At 72.6% G+C, this 18,008-nt stretch carries 14 protein-coding genes and 1 tRNA gene; 8 read left to right on the top strand and 7 right to left on the bottom strand.

Features of this window, described 5'->3' with window-relative positions; translation table 11 throughout:
• Window positions 1-136 precede the first annotated feature (136 nt).
• The 4 genes from NHL53_RS12165 to NHL53_RS12150 all read left to right on the top strand — a co-directional run bounded on the left by NHL53_RS12165 (window position 137) and on the right by NHL53_RS12150 (window position 4,078).
• Complete coding sequence (locus tag NHL53_RS12165; RefSeq protein ID WP_433777135.1) at window positions 137-1,540, top strand: MFS transporter; 1,404 nt, start codon at window positions 137-139, stop codon at window positions 1,538-1,540.
• A 253-nt stretch (window positions 1,541-1,793) separates the two neighbouring features.
• The gene (locus NHL53_RS12160; protein ID WP_433777134.1) at window positions 1,794-2,630 is read left to right on the top strand and encodes an HAD hydrolase family protein; all 837 of its coding nucleotides are present in this window, start codon (window positions 1,794-1,796) and stop codon (window positions 2,628-2,630) included.
• Window positions 2,631-2,655: 25 nt separating this feature from the next.
• Window positions 2,656-3,267, top strand: coding sequence for a rhomboid family intramembrane serine protease (locus NHL53_RS12155; RefSeq protein WP_433777133.1), 612 nt, complete (start codon window positions 2,656-2,658; stop codon window positions 3,265-3,267).
• A 343-nt stretch (window positions 3,268-3,610) separates the two neighbouring features.
• Entirely contained in the window at window positions 3,611-4,078 is a 468-nt protein-coding gene (locus NHL53_RS12150; RefSeq protein ID WP_433777132.1) for a nitroreductase/quinone reductase family protein, read from the top strand.
• 451 nt (window positions 4,079-4,529) lie between these two features.
• Here the strand turns inward: NHL53_RS12150 and NHL53_RS12145 are convergent, their stop codons facing one another.
• Window positions 4,530-5,549 carry a hypothetical protein gene (locus NHL53_RS12145; protein WP_433777131.1) on the bottom strand — a complete coding sequence of 340 codons (1,020 nt, stop codon included), beginning with the start codon at window positions 5,547-5,549 and terminating at the stop codon, window positions 4,530-4,532.
• 850 nt (window positions 5,550-6,399) lie between these two features.
• The gene (locus tag NHL53_RS12140) at window positions 6,400-7,635 is read right to left on the bottom strand and encodes a DUF418 domain-containing protein (RefSeq protein WP_433777130.1); all 1,236 of its coding nucleotides are present in this window, start codon (window positions 7,633-7,635) and stop codon (window positions 6,400-6,402) included.
• 718 nt (window positions 7,636-8,353) lie between these two features.
• Here NHL53_RS12140 and NHL53_RS12135 point away from each other — a divergent pair.
• Window positions 8,354-8,728, top strand: coding sequence for a YchJ family protein (locus NHL53_RS12135; RefSeq protein ID WP_433777129.1), 375 nt, complete (start codon window positions 8,354-8,356; stop codon window positions 8,726-8,728).
• 28 nt (window positions 8,729-8,756) lie between these two features.
• On the opposite strand, the gene NHL53_RS12130 is transcribed toward NHL53_RS12135, so the two are convergent.
• The 5 genes from NHL53_RS12130 to dcd all read right to left on the bottom strand — a co-directional run bounded on the left by NHL53_RS12130 (window position 8,757) and on the right by dcd (window position 14,167).
• Window positions 8,757-9,065, bottom strand: coding sequence for a hypothetical protein (locus tag NHL53_RS12130; RefSeq protein WP_433777128.1), 309 nt, complete (start codon window positions 9,063-9,065; stop codon window positions 8,757-8,759).
• 101 nt (window positions 9,066-9,166) lie between these two features.
• Window positions 9,167-12,037, bottom strand: a complete 2,871-nt coding sequence (locus tag NHL53_RS12125; protein ID WP_433777127.1) for an FtsX-like permease family protein — start codon at window positions 12,035-12,037, stop codon at window positions 9,167-9,169.
• Window positions 12,034-12,753 carry an ABC transporter ATP-binding protein gene (locus tag NHL53_RS12120; RefSeq protein WP_433777126.1) on the bottom strand — a complete coding sequence of 240 codons (720 nt, stop codon included), beginning with the start codon at window positions 12,751-12,753 and terminating at the stop codon, window positions 12,034-12,036. Before NHL53_RS12120 ends, NHL53_RS12125 begins: the two co-directional genes overlap by 4 nt.
• Window positions 12,750-13,349 (bottom strand): PadR family transcriptional regulator, encoded by a 600-nt coding sequence (locus NHL53_RS12115; RefSeq protein WP_433777125.1) that lies wholly within the window; start codon window positions 13,347-13,349, stop codon window positions 12,750-12,752. Before NHL53_RS12115 ends, NHL53_RS12120 begins: the two co-directional genes overlap by 4 nt.
• A 218-nt stretch (window positions 13,350-13,567) precedes the next feature.
• On the bottom strand, window positions 13,568-14,167 hold the full coding sequence (dcd, locus tag NHL53_RS12110; protein WP_433777124.1) for a dCTP deaminase: 600 nt from the start codon (window positions 14,165-14,167) through the stop codon (window positions 13,568-13,570).
• A gap of 218 nt (window positions 14,168-14,385) precedes the next feature.
• On the opposite strand from dcd, the gene NHL53_RS12105 reads away from it, so the two are divergent.
• The 3 genes from NHL53_RS12105 (at window position 14,386) to NHL53_RS12095 (ending at window position 17,881) form a co-directional block, all read left to right on the top strand.
• Window positions 14,386-15,234, top strand: a complete 849-nt coding sequence (locus tag NHL53_RS12105; protein WP_433777123.1) for a 3-hydroxyacyl-CoA dehydrogenase — start codon at window positions 14,386-14,388, stop codon at window positions 15,232-15,234.
• A gap of 95 nt (window positions 15,235-15,329) precedes the next feature.
• Window positions 15,330-15,400, top strand: a tRNA-Gly gene (locus tag NHL53_RS12100).
• A gap of 183 nt (window positions 15,401-15,583) precedes the next feature.
• The gene (locus tag NHL53_RS12095) at window positions 15,584-17,881 is read left to right on the top strand and encodes a heavy metal translocating P-type ATPase (protein WP_433777122.1); all 2,298 of its coding nucleotides are present in this window, start codon (window positions 15,584-15,586) and stop codon (window positions 17,879-17,881) included.
• Window positions 17,882-18,008: the final 127 nt, after the last annotated feature.

Raw genomic sequence — 18,008 nt, 5'->3', positions numbered from 1 at the left:
TCACGTCACCGCGTCCCCGCCCCGTGAGGTGCCGCTGCGGACTCGAAGACTCGCGGATCCGCGATCCCCGGCCCGGGGATCGCGCCGCGGCCGCCCGCGTCACCCGCGCGACGCCCGCACCCGATATCGTGCGCGCATGGCCGAAACCGACGGCGCCCCGCGCCCCTCCGCCACCGCCGACAGCGCGGCGCTGCCCGTGATGGGGCTGCACCAGCAGCTCGAGAAGGAGCCGGCGCCCCGCTCGCGCGTGCTCGCCTGGGCGTTCTGGGACTGGGGTCTGCAGCCCTTCCACACCGTGATCATCACGTTCATCTTCACGGCGCTGTACCTCACGACCGACGCCTTCCTCGCCCCGGAGATGCAGGCGCGGGGCGACGGGGATCCGGCGAAGGTCGCGGCGATCGCCGGCCTCACCTCGGGCCTCGGCACGGGGACGACGATCGCGGGCCTCCTGATCCTCCTGCTCGCCCCCGTGCTCGGCCAGCAGGCCGATGCGCAGGGCCGGCAGAAGCTGTGGCTCGGGATCGGCACGGGAGGCGTGATCCTCGCGTCGCTCGGGCTGTGGTTCGTCGAGCCGACGCCCGCGCTGTTCTGGCTCGGCGTCGCGCTCATCGGCGTCGGCGCCGTCTGCAACGAGATCGCGGTCGTGAACAACAACGCGCTACTCATCAGCATCTCGACGCCGAAGAACATCGGGCGGATCTCGGGGCTCGGCTGGGGATTCGGATACGTCGGCGGCGTGGTGGCGCTCGCGATCGTCATCGTCTTCTACGCGCTCGACTGGTTCGGGCTGCCCTCCGAGAACGGGCTGCCGTTCCGCCTCATCGCGGTCGGCTGCGCGCTCTGGTCGGTCGTCTTCGCGCTGCCCGTGTTCTTCGCGGTGCCCGAGCCCGCTCCCCAGGGACGGCCCGAGCGGCGGGTGAGCTTCCTGCGCAGCTACGGCGTGCTCGTGCGCGACGTCATCGGGCTGTACCGCTCCCCCGCCACGCGCAACACCTTCTGGTTCCTGCTCTCGAGCGCCGTGTTCCGCGACGGTCTGAGCGGCATCTTCACGTTCGGCGCCGTCATCGCGAGCGCCGTCTACGGGTTCGGATTCATCGAGATCGCCGTGTTCGGCCTCGCCGCCAACCTCATCGCCGGCCTCTCGACGATCCTCGCCGGCCGCTTCGACGACCGCTTCGGCCCCAAGGCGATCATCGTCTTCTCGCTCACGTCGATGGTCGTCACGGGACTCGCCGTCTTCGCGTTCGTCGACGCCGGGAAGCTCGTGTTCTGGATCGGCGGCCTCATCCTCTGCGCCTTCGTCGGCCCCGCGCAGTCCGCGTCGCGATCGTTCCTCGCGCGCGTCACCCCCGCGGGCCGCGAGGGCGAGATCTTCGGCCTCTACGCCACGACCGGTCGCGCGACGAGCTGGATGTCGTCGCTCGCCTGGACGATCCTCGTCTCGGCCACCAGCGCGACGACGTTCGGGATCCTCGGCATCGTCGTCGTGCTGCTGCTCGGCCTGCTGCTCGTGCTGCCGGTCCGCCCGGCGCGGTAAGCGGGCGCCGGGGTCCCGAGCATCTCGGAACCTGCCGAGAAGCGGCGGATCCCCGCGCATCCCCGAGACACCGAGCAGATTCCGAGATGCTCAGCACGCCCGAGACGCTCGGCCGCGCACCCGCGGGCGCCCCGAACCAGCGGAGAAGCCCCGAACCGACGGATCCCTGCCCCCAGATCCCTTCCGCTCCACCCGTGATCTCCGCCGATTCGGCGCGGGCGCCTCACCCTCGGCCACCTGAGAGACTGGATCCATGACCTCGCGCATCGTCTTCCTTGACATCGACGGCACGATCATCGACCACTCCGGCGAGGTCCCCGCCTCCGCGGCGCAGGCGATCCGCACCGCCCGGCGCAACGGCCACCGGGTGATGCTCGCGAGCGGCCGCACGCCCACGGAGGTCGACCGCCGTCTCGTCGAGATCGGCTTCGACGGCGCGATCCTGGGCGCCGGCGCCTACGCGTGGGTCGGCGAGCTGTGGACCGCGGGCGGGTGGCGCATCGAGCGGCTCATGGCCCCGGCGCACGTGCGCCGCATGGTCGACGGCCTCCGCTCGGTCGGCGCCGACTTCGTGCTGCAGACCCGCGACGAGGTGCGCGCGACCCGCGGCGGCTACGCCCGCCTCGAGCACCAGCTCGCCGCGTCGGGGCGCCTCACCGCCGCGACCCGCGAGGCGCTGCTCTCGCACATCCGGGTCTCGGACGAGCCCGACCTCGACCAGGTCGCGAAGGCCGTGTTCTCGAGCGACGACCCCGGCTGCTTCGCGGCCGTCACGGCGGAGCTCGGCGACGACTTCTCCGTCATCACGGGCACCATGCCTGGCCTCGGCACGGCGGGCGGCGAGATCTCGCCTGCGGGCGTGACGAAGGGATCCACGCTGCAGCTGCTGCTCGATGAGGTCGGCGTCCCGGTGGCCGACTCGATCGCGATCGGCGACAACAACAACGACCTCGAGATGCTGCGCCTCGCGGGCGTCGGCATCGCGATGGGCGACGGGACACCCGAGGCCCTCGCGGCGGCCGACGAGACGACGACCCCGGTCGGCGAGGACGGCATCTGGAACGCGTTCGCGCGCCACGGGCTCGTGTGACCCCGACGTCGGAGAGACTCGTCTCATGACCTCCGAGCAGCCCACCCGCCGCAGCGAGGCGCTGACCCGCCTCGCCCAGCCCGCCGTGCTGCTGCTCGTCATGTGGGGCGTGCATCTGCTCGACGCGATCCTGCCCGGATCCTTCACGGGCCTCGGCCTGCGCTCGTGGGATCTGTCGAGCGTCGGCGGGCTCGTGATCGGCCCGCTGCTGCACTCGAGCTGGTCGCACCTCATCTCGAACTCCGTGCCTCTGCTCGTGCTCGGCGGGCTCGCCGCGCTCGACGGCGTGAAGCGGTTCTGGACGGTGACGGCGATCATCGCCCTCGTGAGCGGGGTCGGCACCTGGTTCGTGAACGCGCCCGGCACGCTCACGGTCGGGGCGTCCGGCCTCGTGTTCGGGTACTTCGGCTACCTGCTCGCGCGGGCGTTCGTCGCGCCGTCGCGCGGGCGAGGGATCCTCTACGCGATCATCGCCGTCGCGGTCGCCCTGAGCTACGGGGGCGCGATGCTCACGGGCGTCTTCGGCGCTCCGGCGGGCATCTCGTGGCAGGCGCACCTCTTCGGAGCGATCGGCGGCACCGTCGCGGCGTGGACCCTGCGCCCCGAGAGGCACCGCCGCCCGGTCGAGGGGCGCTGACGGCGAGCCGCCCGGTCGCGTTTCGCGGCGGGCGACGGGCGGCGTTGTCCGCGCGCCGAGTGACCACGAAATCGCCGAGCGACCACGGTATCTCGTGGTCACTCGCGGATTTCGTGGTCACTCGTGGGCCGCTCGGGCCCGCGCCGCGCGGATCCGCGCCGGTGCAGGACGACGCCGATCCTCGGCTCCGCACGCCGAGATCCCGGCGCGTCACGCCCCGCGCCCGAGAAATGGCGTCGTCGTGCACGCCGGTGCCGCCGAGGCCGAACCGACACGAGACGTTCACCCCGCGGTCGGTCCGGGTCGTGGCAGAGTCTGAGGGCGCGCCGTCCGGGGAGGACCGATGCCCGCGAAGCCCTTCGTCCCGCCCCGCTGGATCGTGCGCACCGCCTGGCGCGTGCATCGCGGGATCGCCGCGCGCGGCCCCGGGCGGGGCCTCTGGCGCCCGGGCGAGCGCCACCCGTGGGGCGCGCTCACGCTGATCACCGTCGGGCGCCGGTCAGGCGAGGAGCGCCGCGCCATCGTCGGCTACCTCACCGAGGGCGAGACGCTGCACACCCTCGCGATGAACGGGTGGGGCGAGGGACATCCGGCCTGGTGGCTCAACCTCCAGGCGGATCCGCGGGCACGGGTGATGCTCTCGGACGGATCCGCGCGCGACGTCGTCGCCCACCGCGCCGTCGGCGAGGAGCGCGACCGCCTCTGGGCTGCGTGGACCGCCGTCGAGCCCCACCACATCGCCTCGGCGGATCACCGGAGCACCCCGACCGACGTCGTGGTGCTCGATCCGGTGACCGTCACCGCCTCCTGACCTCAGCGGAGCGGGCCCGGTCCTCCGTGATCACTCGCGGATCGCATGGTCACTCGAGGGCGCCGGGCCGTTCAGCTCCATGCCGCGCCACACCGCCGGGTGGTGCGCCCGACCAGGCTCTGCGCCCCGCGGAACGGCCCGGGACCCGCCGCCCCCGCCGAACGACCACCGTATTCCATGGTCACTCGCGGATCCTGCGCGGCACCGGTCCGGCCGGCGCACGTGCCACCTGGCCGGGTCCGCGCACCCATCCGTGTCGAGCGACCACGATCTCGCCGAACGACCATGAAAATTCGTGGTCACTCGCGGTTTTCATGGTCACTCGCGACCCCACCCGCCCGACGCGCGTGTCCCCACGCCGAGTGACCACGATCTCGCCGAGCGACCACCGAAGGCCGTGGTCGCTCGCGGAGCGCATGGTCGCTCGGCGAGCGGAGCGGGCTGGCTGTGCTCAGCCGAACGCGCCCTGCGTCCAGCCGATCGCAAGCATCGTGACGACGAACGCGATCCCGGGAACGAGGGTGAGGATCCACCGGCGCGAGGTCGCGAGACGCGCGCCGGACGGATCCACGAGATCCGGATGGTCGGCGCGCTCGTCGACGTACCGCGACGAGCGCTGGGCGGTGCGGGCGCCGATGGTCTCGGCGATCCGCAGGGCGACGCCGAGCGGGTGAGGGGTCGTGAGGTCGAACGCGCCGGGCGCGTAGACGAAGAGGCAGTCGGTGATGATCTCGACGTCGCACCCGGGCGCCTCCTCGACGAGCAGCCGCATGAGGTCGGGGGTGAGCACGAACAGCGCGTCCTCGCCGTACCCCGCGGGGGCGTACACGCGGAAGAAGCTGCGGAAGTCGCCCTCGAGATCCATGCGCTGCGCGCCGGAGAAGCCCAGGTCGTAGGGGCGCACGCGCTTCCGGCCCTGCGCCTCGAGGAAGAGGTGCGGCAGCCGCCGGTCGAGCTGCACGCACACGTATCCGATGCGCTCGAGCGCCTTGAGCGACTTCCCCTGCTCGGCCTGGAACGTGTAGTTGCCCACCTCGGTGTAGCGCGGCTCGTGCACGTGCACCGCGCTCTCGGCCCAGCCTCGCACGCCCTTGCGGAACAGGGATCCGGGATGCTCACGCGGATCCACCTCCAGCTCGTAATGCCAGCCGTGCGCGAGGGCGTTCTGCGCGGCCGCTCGGCGCGACCGCCAGGACCGCGCCCGCCCGACAAGCGTCGCGACCATCACGCTGAGGAAGAACACGCCCAACCCGGCCGAGAACACGCCGAGGAGGAACGTGCGGGTGCGCTCGGACGCCGGCTCGGACGCGGCCGTCGTCATCATGAGCGCGCCGATCGCGGCGAAGATGATCGCGAACACGACCAGGAGGATCGAGAAGGCGACCGTACGCTCGGCACGTCGGATGCGGGGCGCATCGCGGCGCGCGTGCCGGCGGAACTCCCGCATCGAGGCGAGACCGTGTGCGCTCATGCGATCGAAGATAGCGCGGGACGCACGGTTCCCTCGCCACACGCGGAGGCAGGGGATCCTCGCACCACCTCCGCCCGAGGTCCGGCGCTCGCGAGCGCCACCCACCTCATGGGTCGCGAGAGGATGCCGCCCCGAATCGCACGGATCCCTGCTCGGGGCGGGTGCGCTTCTGCGCCCCGGGTCGGCGCGGGCTGCTTCGGGTCTGCGAAACGCACTTCGACGGGGCGGTTCGCGGTGCACTTCTGCGACCCGGGCGGGGGCGGACCCTCTCGGGTACGTGGCTCGCACGGATCCCTCCCTCGGGCGGGTGCGCTTCCGCGGCTCGAGTCGGCGCAGGGCGCCTCGGATCTACGAAACGCACCTCGACGGGGCGGTTCGCGGTGCACTTCTGCGACTCGACCCGGCGCAGGCTGCCTCGGATCTGCGAAACGCACCTGCCGAGGGCGGTGCGCGGTGCACTTCTGCGACCCGGGCCGAGCGGATCCTCTCGGGTACGTGAATCGCACGGCCCCTGCCTGGGACGGGTGCACTTCTGCGACCCGGGCCGGCGCAGGCTGCTCCGAGTCCGCGAAACGCACCTCTCGGAGGCAGCTCACGATGCGCTTCTGCGCCCCGGGCCGAGCGGATCCTCTCGGGTACGTGAATCGCACGGGTCCATGCCCCGGGACGGGAGCACTTCCGCAACCCGAGCCGACGCAGTCCGCTTCGAGTCCGCGAAACGCACCTGACAAAGGCGGTGCGCGGTGCGCTTCTGCGATCCGCAGCCGCACGGATCCATCCCCGGGCCGGGTGCGCGAAGCACGTGGAGACGCCACCCGCCGCGCAGCCGGAGAACGCCCCGGCGGATCCCTCAGCGCCTGCGGTACACGAGCCGGCGCAGCAGCGTCTCGGCGGGGCCGCGCCAGCCCTTCGCCTCCCAGATCGCGGCGAGCAGCAGCGTCACCGCCCAGACGGCGATCGCGAAGAGCGCCATCTCGGCGCTGCCCAGCCGCCCGCCGAGCCCGAGGCCCCACGCCGCGAGGATCGGCGCGCAGAGCACCGACTGCAGGAGGTAGCTGCTGAGCGAGCGCTTGCCGACCGCCGTCACCGCGCCCGCGAACCCGAGCCGCGCGGGGGCGGGCTTCGCGGCGCGGCGCTCCTGGATCCGGTGCGCGATGAGCGCGAAGACGGCCACGTATCCGGCGCCCGCGAACACGCCCGTGACGGTCGCGAGCCCCGCGAACATCCACGAGACCTGCTCGGGCACGGCTATCGCGCCGAGGTGCGCGAGGGCGCCGGGCACGCCGCCGAGCCAGCCCACCGCGATGCCGACGACGGCCGTGCGGCGCAGCAGCGTCAGGTGCGCGCCGGGCTCTTCGAGGATCTGCCTCCGCGCCGCCCAGAACGCGACGAGGATCATGATCGGCACCGCGAGCCCGAACAGCCCCTGCCCGATCACGAGCATCGGCCAGAAGCTGATCCGCGCGACGAGCGAGGAGAGGTAGTTCGGATCCCCCTGGGCCGCATGCAGATCCGGGCCGGCGGCCGGCACCTGGTCGAGGTCGACGAACGTCATGAGCGCCCATCCGCCGAAGAGGCTGAACAGCGCGAAGAGCGCGAGCAGGCCCGTGAAGATCCACGCCCAGACGAGCAGCGTGCGGTCGCGGCGCCAGAAGAACAGCCACACGAGCACGAGGCCCGCGAGGCCGTACGCGCCGAGCACGTCGCCCATCCAGAGCAGCACCGCGTGCACCAGGCCGAACGCGAGGAGCCACGCGTTGCGCACCTGCAGCACGCGGCGGGCGGCGCGCCGATCCGCTCCGCCGTCGAACTGGCGCCGGTACATCTGCACCATGCCGTAGCCGAAGAGGAACGCGAACAGCGGATAGGTGCGCCCGTCGATCGCCACCATCGTGACGGTCTGCACGATCTGGTCGAGCGCGGATCCGTCCTTCGGGTGGGCGTTTGTCAGCCCCGATTCGGCGGCGCCCCACAGGTAGAACGGCGTGTTCGCGATGACGATGAACAGCAGGCAGAAACCGCGCGCCAGGTCGGGCGCGAGCGCGCGCTCGGCACTGCGGGCAGGTCCTCGGGTGGTCGCGGGCATCGTGGCTCCTGTCGGTGTCGCGGGCTCGTCGGTTCCGAGGCTCGCACGGCAGAGGGATCCGCGCATCCCCCTCGCGGCGGATTCGTGCGGAGATGCGTGTCGGGGCAGGTGCACGAGAGCGGGGCGGAGCGGGGGCGAATGCGCGACTGCGGGGGTGCGGGATCCGTGCGGGGCGGAGATACGACACGGCCGGTGCACAACGACGCCATTCCTCCGCCCGACGCCCCACAGAGTCGCCACATCCCGCCCACCACCCGAGAAATGGCGTCGTCCTGCACACGGCGTGAGCGGCACCGTCAACCGCCGGCCAGGCGACGCCTCACCGCCCACAGACCTCGATATCCCGACGTAGGCACCGCCCCGCCGCAGCACCCCGGTACACAACGACGCCGATCCTCCACCCGACGCCCCGCAGAATCGCCATATCGCGCCCTCCGCCCGCGAAATGACGTCGTCGTGCACGGGAGAGGCGGCCTCGCCCCCGGCACGACGCGAGAGGCCCGCCCGCAGCCCCACGCGTCGGCGTTCCGTGCATCCCGAGCGAGGCCTCGTCACCTGCGGGCCGTGGCCCCACCGGCGTGGGCGACGCCTGGTCGCGGCTTCCCCGATGCACGACGACGCCGATCCTCCACCCGACGCCCCGCGGAGTCGCCGCATCCCGCCCTCCACCCGGGAAGTGGCGTCGTCGTGCACCGGGCCGCCCGCCTACGATCGGAGCGTGCCCCACGACGCCTGCCCCTGCGGATCCGGAACCGCCTACGCCGACTGCTGCGGAGCCCTGCACCGCGGCGAGCGCGCGGCCGAGACGCCCGAGCAGCTGATGCGTTCGCGGTATGCGGCGTTCGCGGTCGGCGACCCGTTCTATCTCGCCCGCACGTGGCATCCGCGCACGCGGCCCGACGACGTGACGGCGGATCCGGGGATCCGCTGGACCGGACTGACGATCCTAGGCAGCACGGAAGACGACGACGCGGGCACGGTGGACTTCGCGGCGCGCTTCGACGGTCCCGAGGGGCCGGACGAGATGCGCGAGCACTCGCGCTTCGTCCGCCGCGGCGGACGCTGGGTGTACGTCGACGGAGACGTGGGCTGAGCGACCGCGGGCACGGGAGGGCCCGCGCTCAGCCCTGCGCGCGGGCGACGGCCTCGGCGATCCAGTCGGCGAGGGTGTCGTCGTTGGGGTCCGTCAGCGCGGCGAAGGGGGCCGTGCGCCCTCCGGACATCTGCATGCGGTGCGCTCCGCGCGACAGCGCGATGTCGAGGGCCGCCCCGCCGCCGACGGGGAAGAACGCCTCGTCGCCCGAGACGCCCACCGCGATCCGCCCGTTCACGAGGAACGCGAGGGATCCCATCATCCGCTTCTCTTCGACGTCCGCCGCGGCGCAGACGATCGCGCGCACGCGGTCGGCGAGCTCCGGGTCGTAGGCCATGACCAGAGGGTAGCCTGCCCCCGCCGAGTGACCACGCAATCGCCGAGCGCCCACCCTATTCCGTGGTCGCTCGCGGATCTCGTGGTCGCTCGGCGCCGCCCCTACGCGATCGCGGTGCGGCGCGTGAGGTCGGGCGACGCGGGGCGGATGATCCAGGCGGCGACGGCGATCACGACCGGCAGGCCGACGGCCAGCGTCGCGAAGAACGGCCACGGCAGCTCGGCGACCGTGAGCGGCCTCCCCACCGTCCCCTCGAGGATGAACAGCGCGCCGAGCACCGGCAGCAGACCCGCGAGCGCGCCCGTCACGCAGCCGACGCCCGTGATGACGAGCCCCTGCCAGAACGAGACCCACCTGCGCACGATGGGCGACGATCCGACGGCCGTGAGCGTCGCGTCGTCCGGGCGGCGCTCGACGCGCGAGAGGCCCAGCGCGATCGTCGACGCCGCCACGACGAGCACGGTCGTCGCGCCGAGGATGAGCCACATCCACGGACCCGGCGTCGGCGGCTCCTCCTGTCGCGACATCATGATCTCCGTCTCGCCGTCGACGCTGACCTGCTGCGACAGCTCGTCGGCGAGACCGCCGAGGCGATCGAGGAACGCCGTGTCGACCGCGGTGTCGAAGAGCGCGATCACCCGGTCCGGCTGGGTCGCGAGCCCGATCCGCTCGGCGGCCGCGGGCGAGAGGATCACGGATCCGGAGAACTGGCGGTCGTCCCTCGGCACGACGTCCGCGGGCACCCGCTGGGTCGCCACCGGTTCGGCCGACGATGCGCCCGGACCGTAGACCTCGCCGGTCAGCCACGTGTGCAGCACGACCTCGTCGCCGTCGAGCCACCTCGGGCCGTCGACGATCGCGCCGCCCGCGGCGAAGCGCTCCGCCGTCTCGTCGTCGACCGCGTCGCCGAGCAGCAGCGGGAGTCCGTCCGGCTCCACGACGACCGGCGGGCTGTAGTCGCCCATCCGCGGGTCGGCGTCGGCCCAGACGCAGTCGGGCACGGGATCCCTCTCGTCGCAGATCTCGTACGTCGAGACCTCGGCGAACGTCTCGGTGGCGTCGTCGGCCGGCTCGCCCGTCGTCTCGTCGTAGGCGGGCCACAGCGGGATGCGCACGAGCGCCGTCTCAGTCGCGCCCGCGTCGCGCAGCATCGCCTGCGTCTCCGAGACGACGCGGTCTCCGTGCCCGCTCTCGACGATCTCGCGGTCGTCGGCGAACCACAGCGAAGCCGTGACGGATCCGGAGGGCGCCTCCCACACCCACGCCTTCTGGGTGTCGGCGACGAGCACGGCCGCGCCCCCGAACGAGGCGGTCGCGAGGAACGCGCACGCCGCGATCGCGCCGAAGGCGGGGACGATGCGCGACGGGTTGGCGACCGCGTCGCGCCCCGCGATCCGCGCGGCCACGCCCCAGCGGGACGTGAGGCGCGACATGAGCGCGAGCACCGCGTGACCGGCGAGGATCACGCCGATCTGGCTGAAGAGCGGGCCCGCCATCATCCCGATCATGCCGGTCACGAGCAGGTCGCTCTCCGCGCGGAGATCGGCGCTCGACCGGTAGGTGACGACGAGCAGGATCCCCGACGCGACCGTGATCGCGATGCCCCAGATGATGAGCGCGATGCCCCAGACGGGGCGCTTCGCCGTCATCGCCACGGGCCGCCTGGCGCCGCGCAGCGCGGCGAGCACGTTCATCTTCGCCGCGGACCGCGCGGGCAGGAGCGCGGTGAGCGTGCCGACGACCGCGGCGAGCACCACGAGGGCGGCGATGAGGAGCCACGGGATGTGCAGACCCCAGATCAGGGATCCGCGCTGGCGCATAATCTCGCAGACGAGCGCGCCGAGCCCGATGCCCGCGACGGCGCCGACCAGGCCGCCGACGAGCCCGAGGAGGGTGCCCTGCCAGAGCACGATGCGCCGCAGATCGGCGCGATCGGCCCCGACGCTCGCCGCGACGGCGAGCGCCTGGCGCTGACGGCGCGCGCTGACGGCGAAGGCCGATCCGGCCAGCAGCAGCACGATGTAGAGGCTGAACACGAACGCCGCGACGACGACCGAGAACATCGCCCAGTCGGTGCCGCTCCCCTGGTCGAAGTCGGGCGAGGCGCGCTCTCCGGGGTCGCGCATGAGGTCGCGATCGCTGACGACGACGCCCTCCTCGTTGAGGGCGTCGATCTCCGCGGGCGTCGGGCGCCAGTCGTCGGCGACGAACCACCGCTTCAGCATCGGGTCGTCGTTCTCGACCTCGACCGTGCCGTCCGGCACGAAGAGCGTCATGTCGTGCTCGTTCGTCCAGCGCGTGCCCATCGTGCCGACGATCGTGAGCTCGAGCTCGGGATCCGTCAGCACCGCCGTGCCGCCGATCTCGATGCCGAGCCGCTCGAGCGCCGCGGGGGTCGCCATCGCCTCGTGCACGGTCTCGGGCGTGCGCCCCTCGAGCACCCGGTAGCGCCCCTCGAGCAGCGGATCCCACGTGCGCCCGACCTCGACGGGCAGCGTGCCGACGCCCTTGTCGGTGCGGGCGATCACCTGCGCGTAGGCGGTCTCGATGAGGTCGACGTCCGGCAGGATCTCCTCGATGTCGGCGCGGGGAGGGAGCTCCTCGTTCAGGGGGTAGCCGTCGTCGTCGGTCGCGACCTCCGCCCAGTAGGGCTGGTCGAAGTACTGGCGCCGCGTCGGGTCCGGACCGCCGACCACCTCGAGGGCGACGTCGGCTCGGCCGAGCGTGTCGACGATGTCCTCGTCGATCGTGGGCTGCTGGCTCTGCGCGTAGATGAGGGCCGCCGCGGTACCCGCGATGGGCAGCGCGACGAGCGCGATGACGAGGAGGCTCGCGGCGCGGGCGCGGCGGATCTGCCGCAGCGCGAGAAGGGCGGCCAGACGCCAGCGGGCGCGGCGGGATCCGCTCTCCGACGGCTCGCTCCGCCTGCTCCGGCCGGCGCGGGCGGACGCCCGCGTGGCGGTCGCGGTCACCGCGCCCCCAGGAGGAGGTCGTCGGCGGATCCGCTGCGCGTCTCGTCGACGATGCGGCCGTCGCGGAGGAACACGATGCGGTCGGCCCACGCGGCGTGCCTGGCCTCGTGGGTGACGAGCATGACGGCCGCCCCCGCTTCGGCGCGGCCGCGGAGCATGCGCATGACCGCCTCGCCGGTGGCCGAGTCGAGGGCGCCGGTCGGCTCGTCCGCGAGGATGAGGCGGCGTCCGCCGACGACGGCGCGGGCGATCGCGACGCGCTGCTGCTGACCCCCGGACAGGTCGTCGGGGTAGGCCGCCTGCTTGTCGGCGATCTGCACCGACGCGAGGGCCTCCAGCCCGACCTCCCGCACGGCGCGGCGCGGACGGCCGTCGAGCTCGAGGGGGAGCGTGACGTTCTCGAGCGCCGTAAGCGTGGGGATGAGGTTGAAGTCCTGGAACACGTATCCGAGCGACCGGCGGCGCAGCCGCGCGAGGCCCCGCGGCCCGAGGTCGGCCAGGTGCTGGCCCTCGACGACGACCTCGCCCGAGGTGGGCATCGTGAGGCCTCCCGCGATCGTCAGGAGGGTCGACTTGCCGGATCCGGACGGGCCCATGATCGCGACCACCTCGCCCTCGCACACCTCGAGGTCCACGCCCGACAGCGCGGAGATGGCGGTGGCGCCGTGGCCGTACTGCTGCGAGACCCCGATGAGGCGCAGGACGGCGTCGGTCACAGGGACGCCCCCGTGCGCTTCGGCCGACCGCGGCGGGGCGTCTCGTGGCTGAGCTGGAGCTCGGTCGCCTGCGGGGGCAGCGCGGCGAGGCGCTGCTCGGTGTGGTCGAGCCACCGCACCTCGGCCTCTGCCTGGAAGATCATCTGGTCGATCACGAGCGACCAGGCGAGCTCCTCCGCGCCCTCGGGGTCTCGGCCGGCGTACTTCGCCCGGTTGAGCCCCTGGAGGTGCCGCAGGGTGGCGGTGCGCTGGGTCTGCACGATCGCGGCGACGTCGACGCCCGGCAGCGTCGAGGCGAGCGCGAGCTTGATCGCCAGCTCGTCGCGGGTGCCCTGCGTGCGCTCGACGGGGGATCCGAACCACGCGCGGGCCTCGGCGCGACCGGCCTCGGTGATGTGCCAGTAGACGCGGCCCTCATCGTCGGCTTCGCCGCGGGAGACGAGCTCGTCGCGCTCGAGGCGCTCGAGGGTCGACGAGATCTGCCCGACGTTGAGCGGCCACGTGCCGCCCGTGCGCCGATCGAACTCGGCGCGCAGCTGCGAGCCGTAGCACGCGCCCTGATCGAGAATCGCCAGCAGTCCCTGCCTGACCGACATGGTCTCCCCTTTTTTACCCCGTAATCATTTACCGGGTAACAGTCTGTGCGGCACGGGGCGGGATGTCAACGCGGGATCACACGGCGCTGGCCCCTCCCCGGGGGACGCGGCGGGGTCGTACGGCAGGTGCATGCGCCCGCGCGTGCGGGCGCGCGCCAGTCGGAGCAGCGCCCGTGATCGTGGGCGCCTGCTCCCGCGCGCGGGCGGCGTATCCGGGGCTACTCGCCGCGGGATCCCGCGTCGGTCGCCGACACGTCGGTGCGGTGGAAGCGCAGGTGCGAGCGGCTGGCCGTCGGGCCGCGCTGGCCCTGATAGCGGTTGCCGTACGCGCCGTAGGAGTTGAGGGCCGGCGAGCTGAGGCGGAAGAAGCAGAGCTGGCCGATCTTCATGCCGGGCCACAGCTTGATCGGCAGGGTCGCCATGTTCGACAGCTCGAGCGTCACGTGCCCCGAGAACCCGGGATCGATGAAGCCCGCCGTGGAGTGGGTGAGCAGCCCGAGCCGGCCCAGCGACGACTTGCCCTCGAGGCGCGCGGCGACGTCGTCGGGCAGCGTGACGGTCTCGAACGTGCTCGCGAGCACGAACTCCCCGGGGTGCAGCACGAAGGCCTCGTCGGGCGCCACCTCGACGAGGTGCGTGAGGTCGGGCTGATCCTCGGCCGGATCGATGAACGGGTACTTGTGGTTGCTGAACAGCCGGAAATACCGGTCGATCCGCACATCGACGCTCGACGGCTGCACCATGTCGCGATCGAGGGGATCCAGGCGGATGCGTTCGGCGTCGAGCTCGCTGTGGATGTCGCGGTCGGAGAGCAGCACGGGTACAGGATAACGGGGGGATTGCCCCGCCCCGCGACCTTGCTCGCGCCGGCCGGGAGGCGTAGGCTCGGGGGCATTGGACCGGAGCTCCGACCCGACGTCAGAGAACCGCCGCAGACCGCGACGCTCGACGTCCGGCGATCCGATCGCGAGGCGCGGCCGACGAGGCCATCCCCCGCCGGAGCGGCCGGATCGCGCAGTCACGAGAAAGCGGGACAATGCAGAACCTCACCGTGCTCGGCACCGGAGTGCTCGGCTCTCAGATCATCTTCCAGTCGGCCTACGCGGGCAAGGACGTCGTCGCCTACGACCTGAGCGACGAGATCCTCGCGAAGCTCGCGGACCGCTGGGAGTACCTCAAGGCGGCGTACCTCCGCGACCTCCCCGACGCGACGCCCGAGAAGCTCGATGCCGCAGTCGCGCGGATCCGCACCAGCGCGGATCTCGCCGACGCCGTGAAGGACGCGGACATCGTCATCGAGGCGGTCCCCGAGCGTCTCGACATCAAGCAGCAGACGTGGGAGGACGTCGCGAAGGTCGCGCCCGAGACGACGGTCTTCTGCACCAACTCCTCAACGCTGCTGCCGAGCGACATCGCCCCGTTCACCGGCCGCCCCGAGAAGTTCCTGGCCCTGCACTTCGCGAACGAGGTCTGGAAGTTCAACACGGGCGAGGTGATGGGCCACGCGGGCACCGACCCGCAGGTGTTCGAGCAGGTCGCGCAGTTCGCGGAGGAGATCGGCATGGTGCCGATCCGCGTGCGCAAGGAGCAGCCCGGCTACGTGCTGAACTCGCTGCTCGTGCCCTTCCTCAACGCCGGCGCCGCGCTGTTCGTGAAGGGCGTCGCGAGCCCCGAGGACATCGACAGGACCTGGAAGATCGCCACCGGCGCCCCGTCCGGCCCGTTCGAGATCTTCGACGTGGTGGGCATGATGACGCCCTACAACCTGGGCATGAGCAGCTCGGATCCCGTGCAGCAGGAGTTCGCCGAGATCCTGAAGCGCGACTACATCGACAAGGGCTACCTGGGCAAGGGATCCGGTCGCGGCTTCTACACGTACGAGTGAGGCGCGCGTCCCGCCCCCCTGTGCGGGCGGGACGCCCCGCTTTGCGCTCCGCCCGGGCGCGGATTAAGCTCGGGCCATCCGCATCACGCGGATGCGGGGCTGTAGTTCAATGGCAGAACTTCTGCTTCCCAAGCAGACAGCGCGGGTTCGATTCCCGTCAGCCCCTCGTCTTCGCCCTCCGCACGGCTCGCCGCGCGGAGGGCTTCTTCGTTCGCACACGACTCCGCTGTCGCGGCCGGATACGGCCGACGGTCTCTGCCTGCTCGCGAGGCCCGGGGAACGTCCTGGCCCGCCCCGGCGTTGTCCTTCTCTGAGAGGCTGAGCGCAGGCCGACGGAGGAGGAGAGCCGATGACCGATCCGCACCCCGACGCGCACGAAAGCGGCGGGCAGACCGGCCCCACACCTCACCCGGGGCACGCCGGCCGCACTCCGCATCGGGGCGATGACCGGCACGCGGGGCACGGGACGCACGAGCCCCGCAGCACCGGGCACGACGACCACGGCCACCATGCGCACCGGGAGCCCCACGCCCTCCGCAGCGGCCATGACGGGCACGACGCGCACAGCGGTCATGCCGATCACGACAGCCACGCGTCACACCACCAGGATGCGGCGCACGCCGATCACGCCGGCCACCCGTCGCCCAACCCGCACGCGGGTCACGAGGCACACGCCGGCCACGCCGGCCACGCCGGCCATGTCGCGCAGTTCCGGCGGCTGTTCTGGATCCACCTGGTGATCGCGATCCCGGTCGTCGCGTTCTCGCCGATGTTCGCGATGATCCTCGGCTACGACCTGCCGACGTGGGGACCGTGGGTCGCGGCGACGCTCGGCACCGTCATGTACGTCTGGGGCGGGCGCCCGTTCCTCACCGGGGCGATCGACGAGATCCGCGGCCGCTCCCCCGGCATGATGCTGCTCATCGCCCTCGCGATCACCGTCGCGTTCCTCTCCTCGTGGGCCGCGACGCTCGGGCTCGTCGGGCACGAGCTCGAGTTCTGGTGGGAGCTCGCGCTGCTCGTCGTCATCATGCTGCTCGGCCACTGGATCGAGATGCGCTCGCTCGCGCAGACGACGTCCGCTCTCGACAGCCTCGCCGCTCTGCTGCCCGACGAGGCGGAGCGCCTCGAGGGCGACGCGATCGTCTCGGTCGCCCCGTCGGACCTGCGCGTCGGCGACATCGCGGTCGTCCGCCCGGGCGGGAGCGTGCCCGCCGACGGCCGGATCGTCTCCGGCCGCGCCGACATGGACGAGTCGATGATCACCGGCGAGTCGCGCGCCGTGACGCGCGGCGAGGGCGACGCCGTGACCGCCGGCACCGTCGCGACCGACTCGGGCCTGCGCATCGAGATCACGGCCGTCGGCGACGACACCGCGCTCGCGGGCATCGACCGCCTCGTCGCGGAGGCGCAGGCCTCGTCGTCCCGCGCGCAGCGGATCGCCGACCGCGCCGCCGCTCTGCTGTTCTGGTTCGCGCTCGGATCCGCCGTCGTCACCTCGATCGTGTGGGCCGCGCTCGGCTACCCCGACGAGACGGTCGTGCGCAGCATCACCGTGCTCGTCATCGCCTGCCCGCACGCGCTCGGCCTCGCGATCCCCCTCGTCGTCTCGATCGCCACCGAGCGCGCGGCGCGCGCCGGCGTGCTCATCACCGACCGCCTCGCGCTCGAGTCGATGCGCCTCGTCGACGCCGTGCTCTTCGACAAGACCGGCACGCTCACCAAGGGCGAGCCGGTGGTGGTCGACGTGCGGCCGGTCGACGGGATCGACGCGGATCCCCTGCTCGCTCTGGCCGCCGCCGCGGAGGCCGACAGCGAGCATCCGCTGGCGAAGGCGATCGTCGCCGCGGCGGCGGATCGCGCCCTCGACGTGCCGCCCGCGAGCGGGTTCTCGTCGTCGCCCGCCGTGGGCGTCACGGCGACGGTCGCGGGTCGCGAGATCCGCGTCGGCGGCCCGCACCTGCTCGAGGAGACGGGACAGGAGGAGATCCCCGAGGCGGCGGCCTGGCGCGAGGAGGGGGCGATCATCCTGCACGTGCTGCGCGACGGCGAGACGATCGGCGGCCTGAAGCTCGCCGACGAGGTCCGCCCCGAGTCGCGCGAGGCCGTCGAGCAGCTCCACGCGCGCGGCGTCGAGGTCGTCATGATCACGGGCGACGCCGAGGCCGTCGCCAGCGAGGTCGCCCGCGATCTCGGCATCGACCGGGTCTTCGCGGGCGTGCGCCCCGAGGACAAGGCCGCGAAGGTCGCCGAGCTGCAGCGCGAGGGGCGGCGGGTCGCGATGGTCGGCGACGGCGTCAACGACGCGCCCGCGCTCGCGCAGGCCGACGTCGGCATCGCCATCGGAGCCGGCACCGACGTGGCGATCGGCTCGGCGGGCGTGATCCTCGCGAGCTCGGATCCGCGATCCGTACTCTCGGTCATCGACCTGTCGCGGGCGACGTACCGGAAGATGACGCAGAACCTGTGGTGGGCCGCCGGCTACAACCTGCTGTCCGTGCCGCTCGCGGCGGGAGTGCTGGCGCCCGTCGGCTTCGTGCTGCCCATGTCGGTGGGCGCGATCCTCATGTCGCTGTCGACGATCGTCGTCGCCCTCAACGCCCAGCTGCTGCGCCGCATCGACCTGCGACCGGGCGGCGGATGGTAACCCCCGCCACCGCCCGAATCTCGGAGACGCACGCCTCAGGCACCCGGATCCGTCGCTTTCGCAGACCCGAAAGCTTTCCGCACCACCTGAGTCGCAGAATCGCACGTCGCTCGGCGCTTCGCCCCCT

The organism is Microbacterium sp. gxy059, from assembly GCF_050958665.1.
In the GTDB taxonomy this organism is placed as follows: domain Bacteria; phylum Actinomycetota; class Actinomycetes; order Actinomycetales; family Microbacteriaceae; genus Microbacterium.
This window is presented reverse-complemented; position numbering and strand designations above follow the sequence as displayed.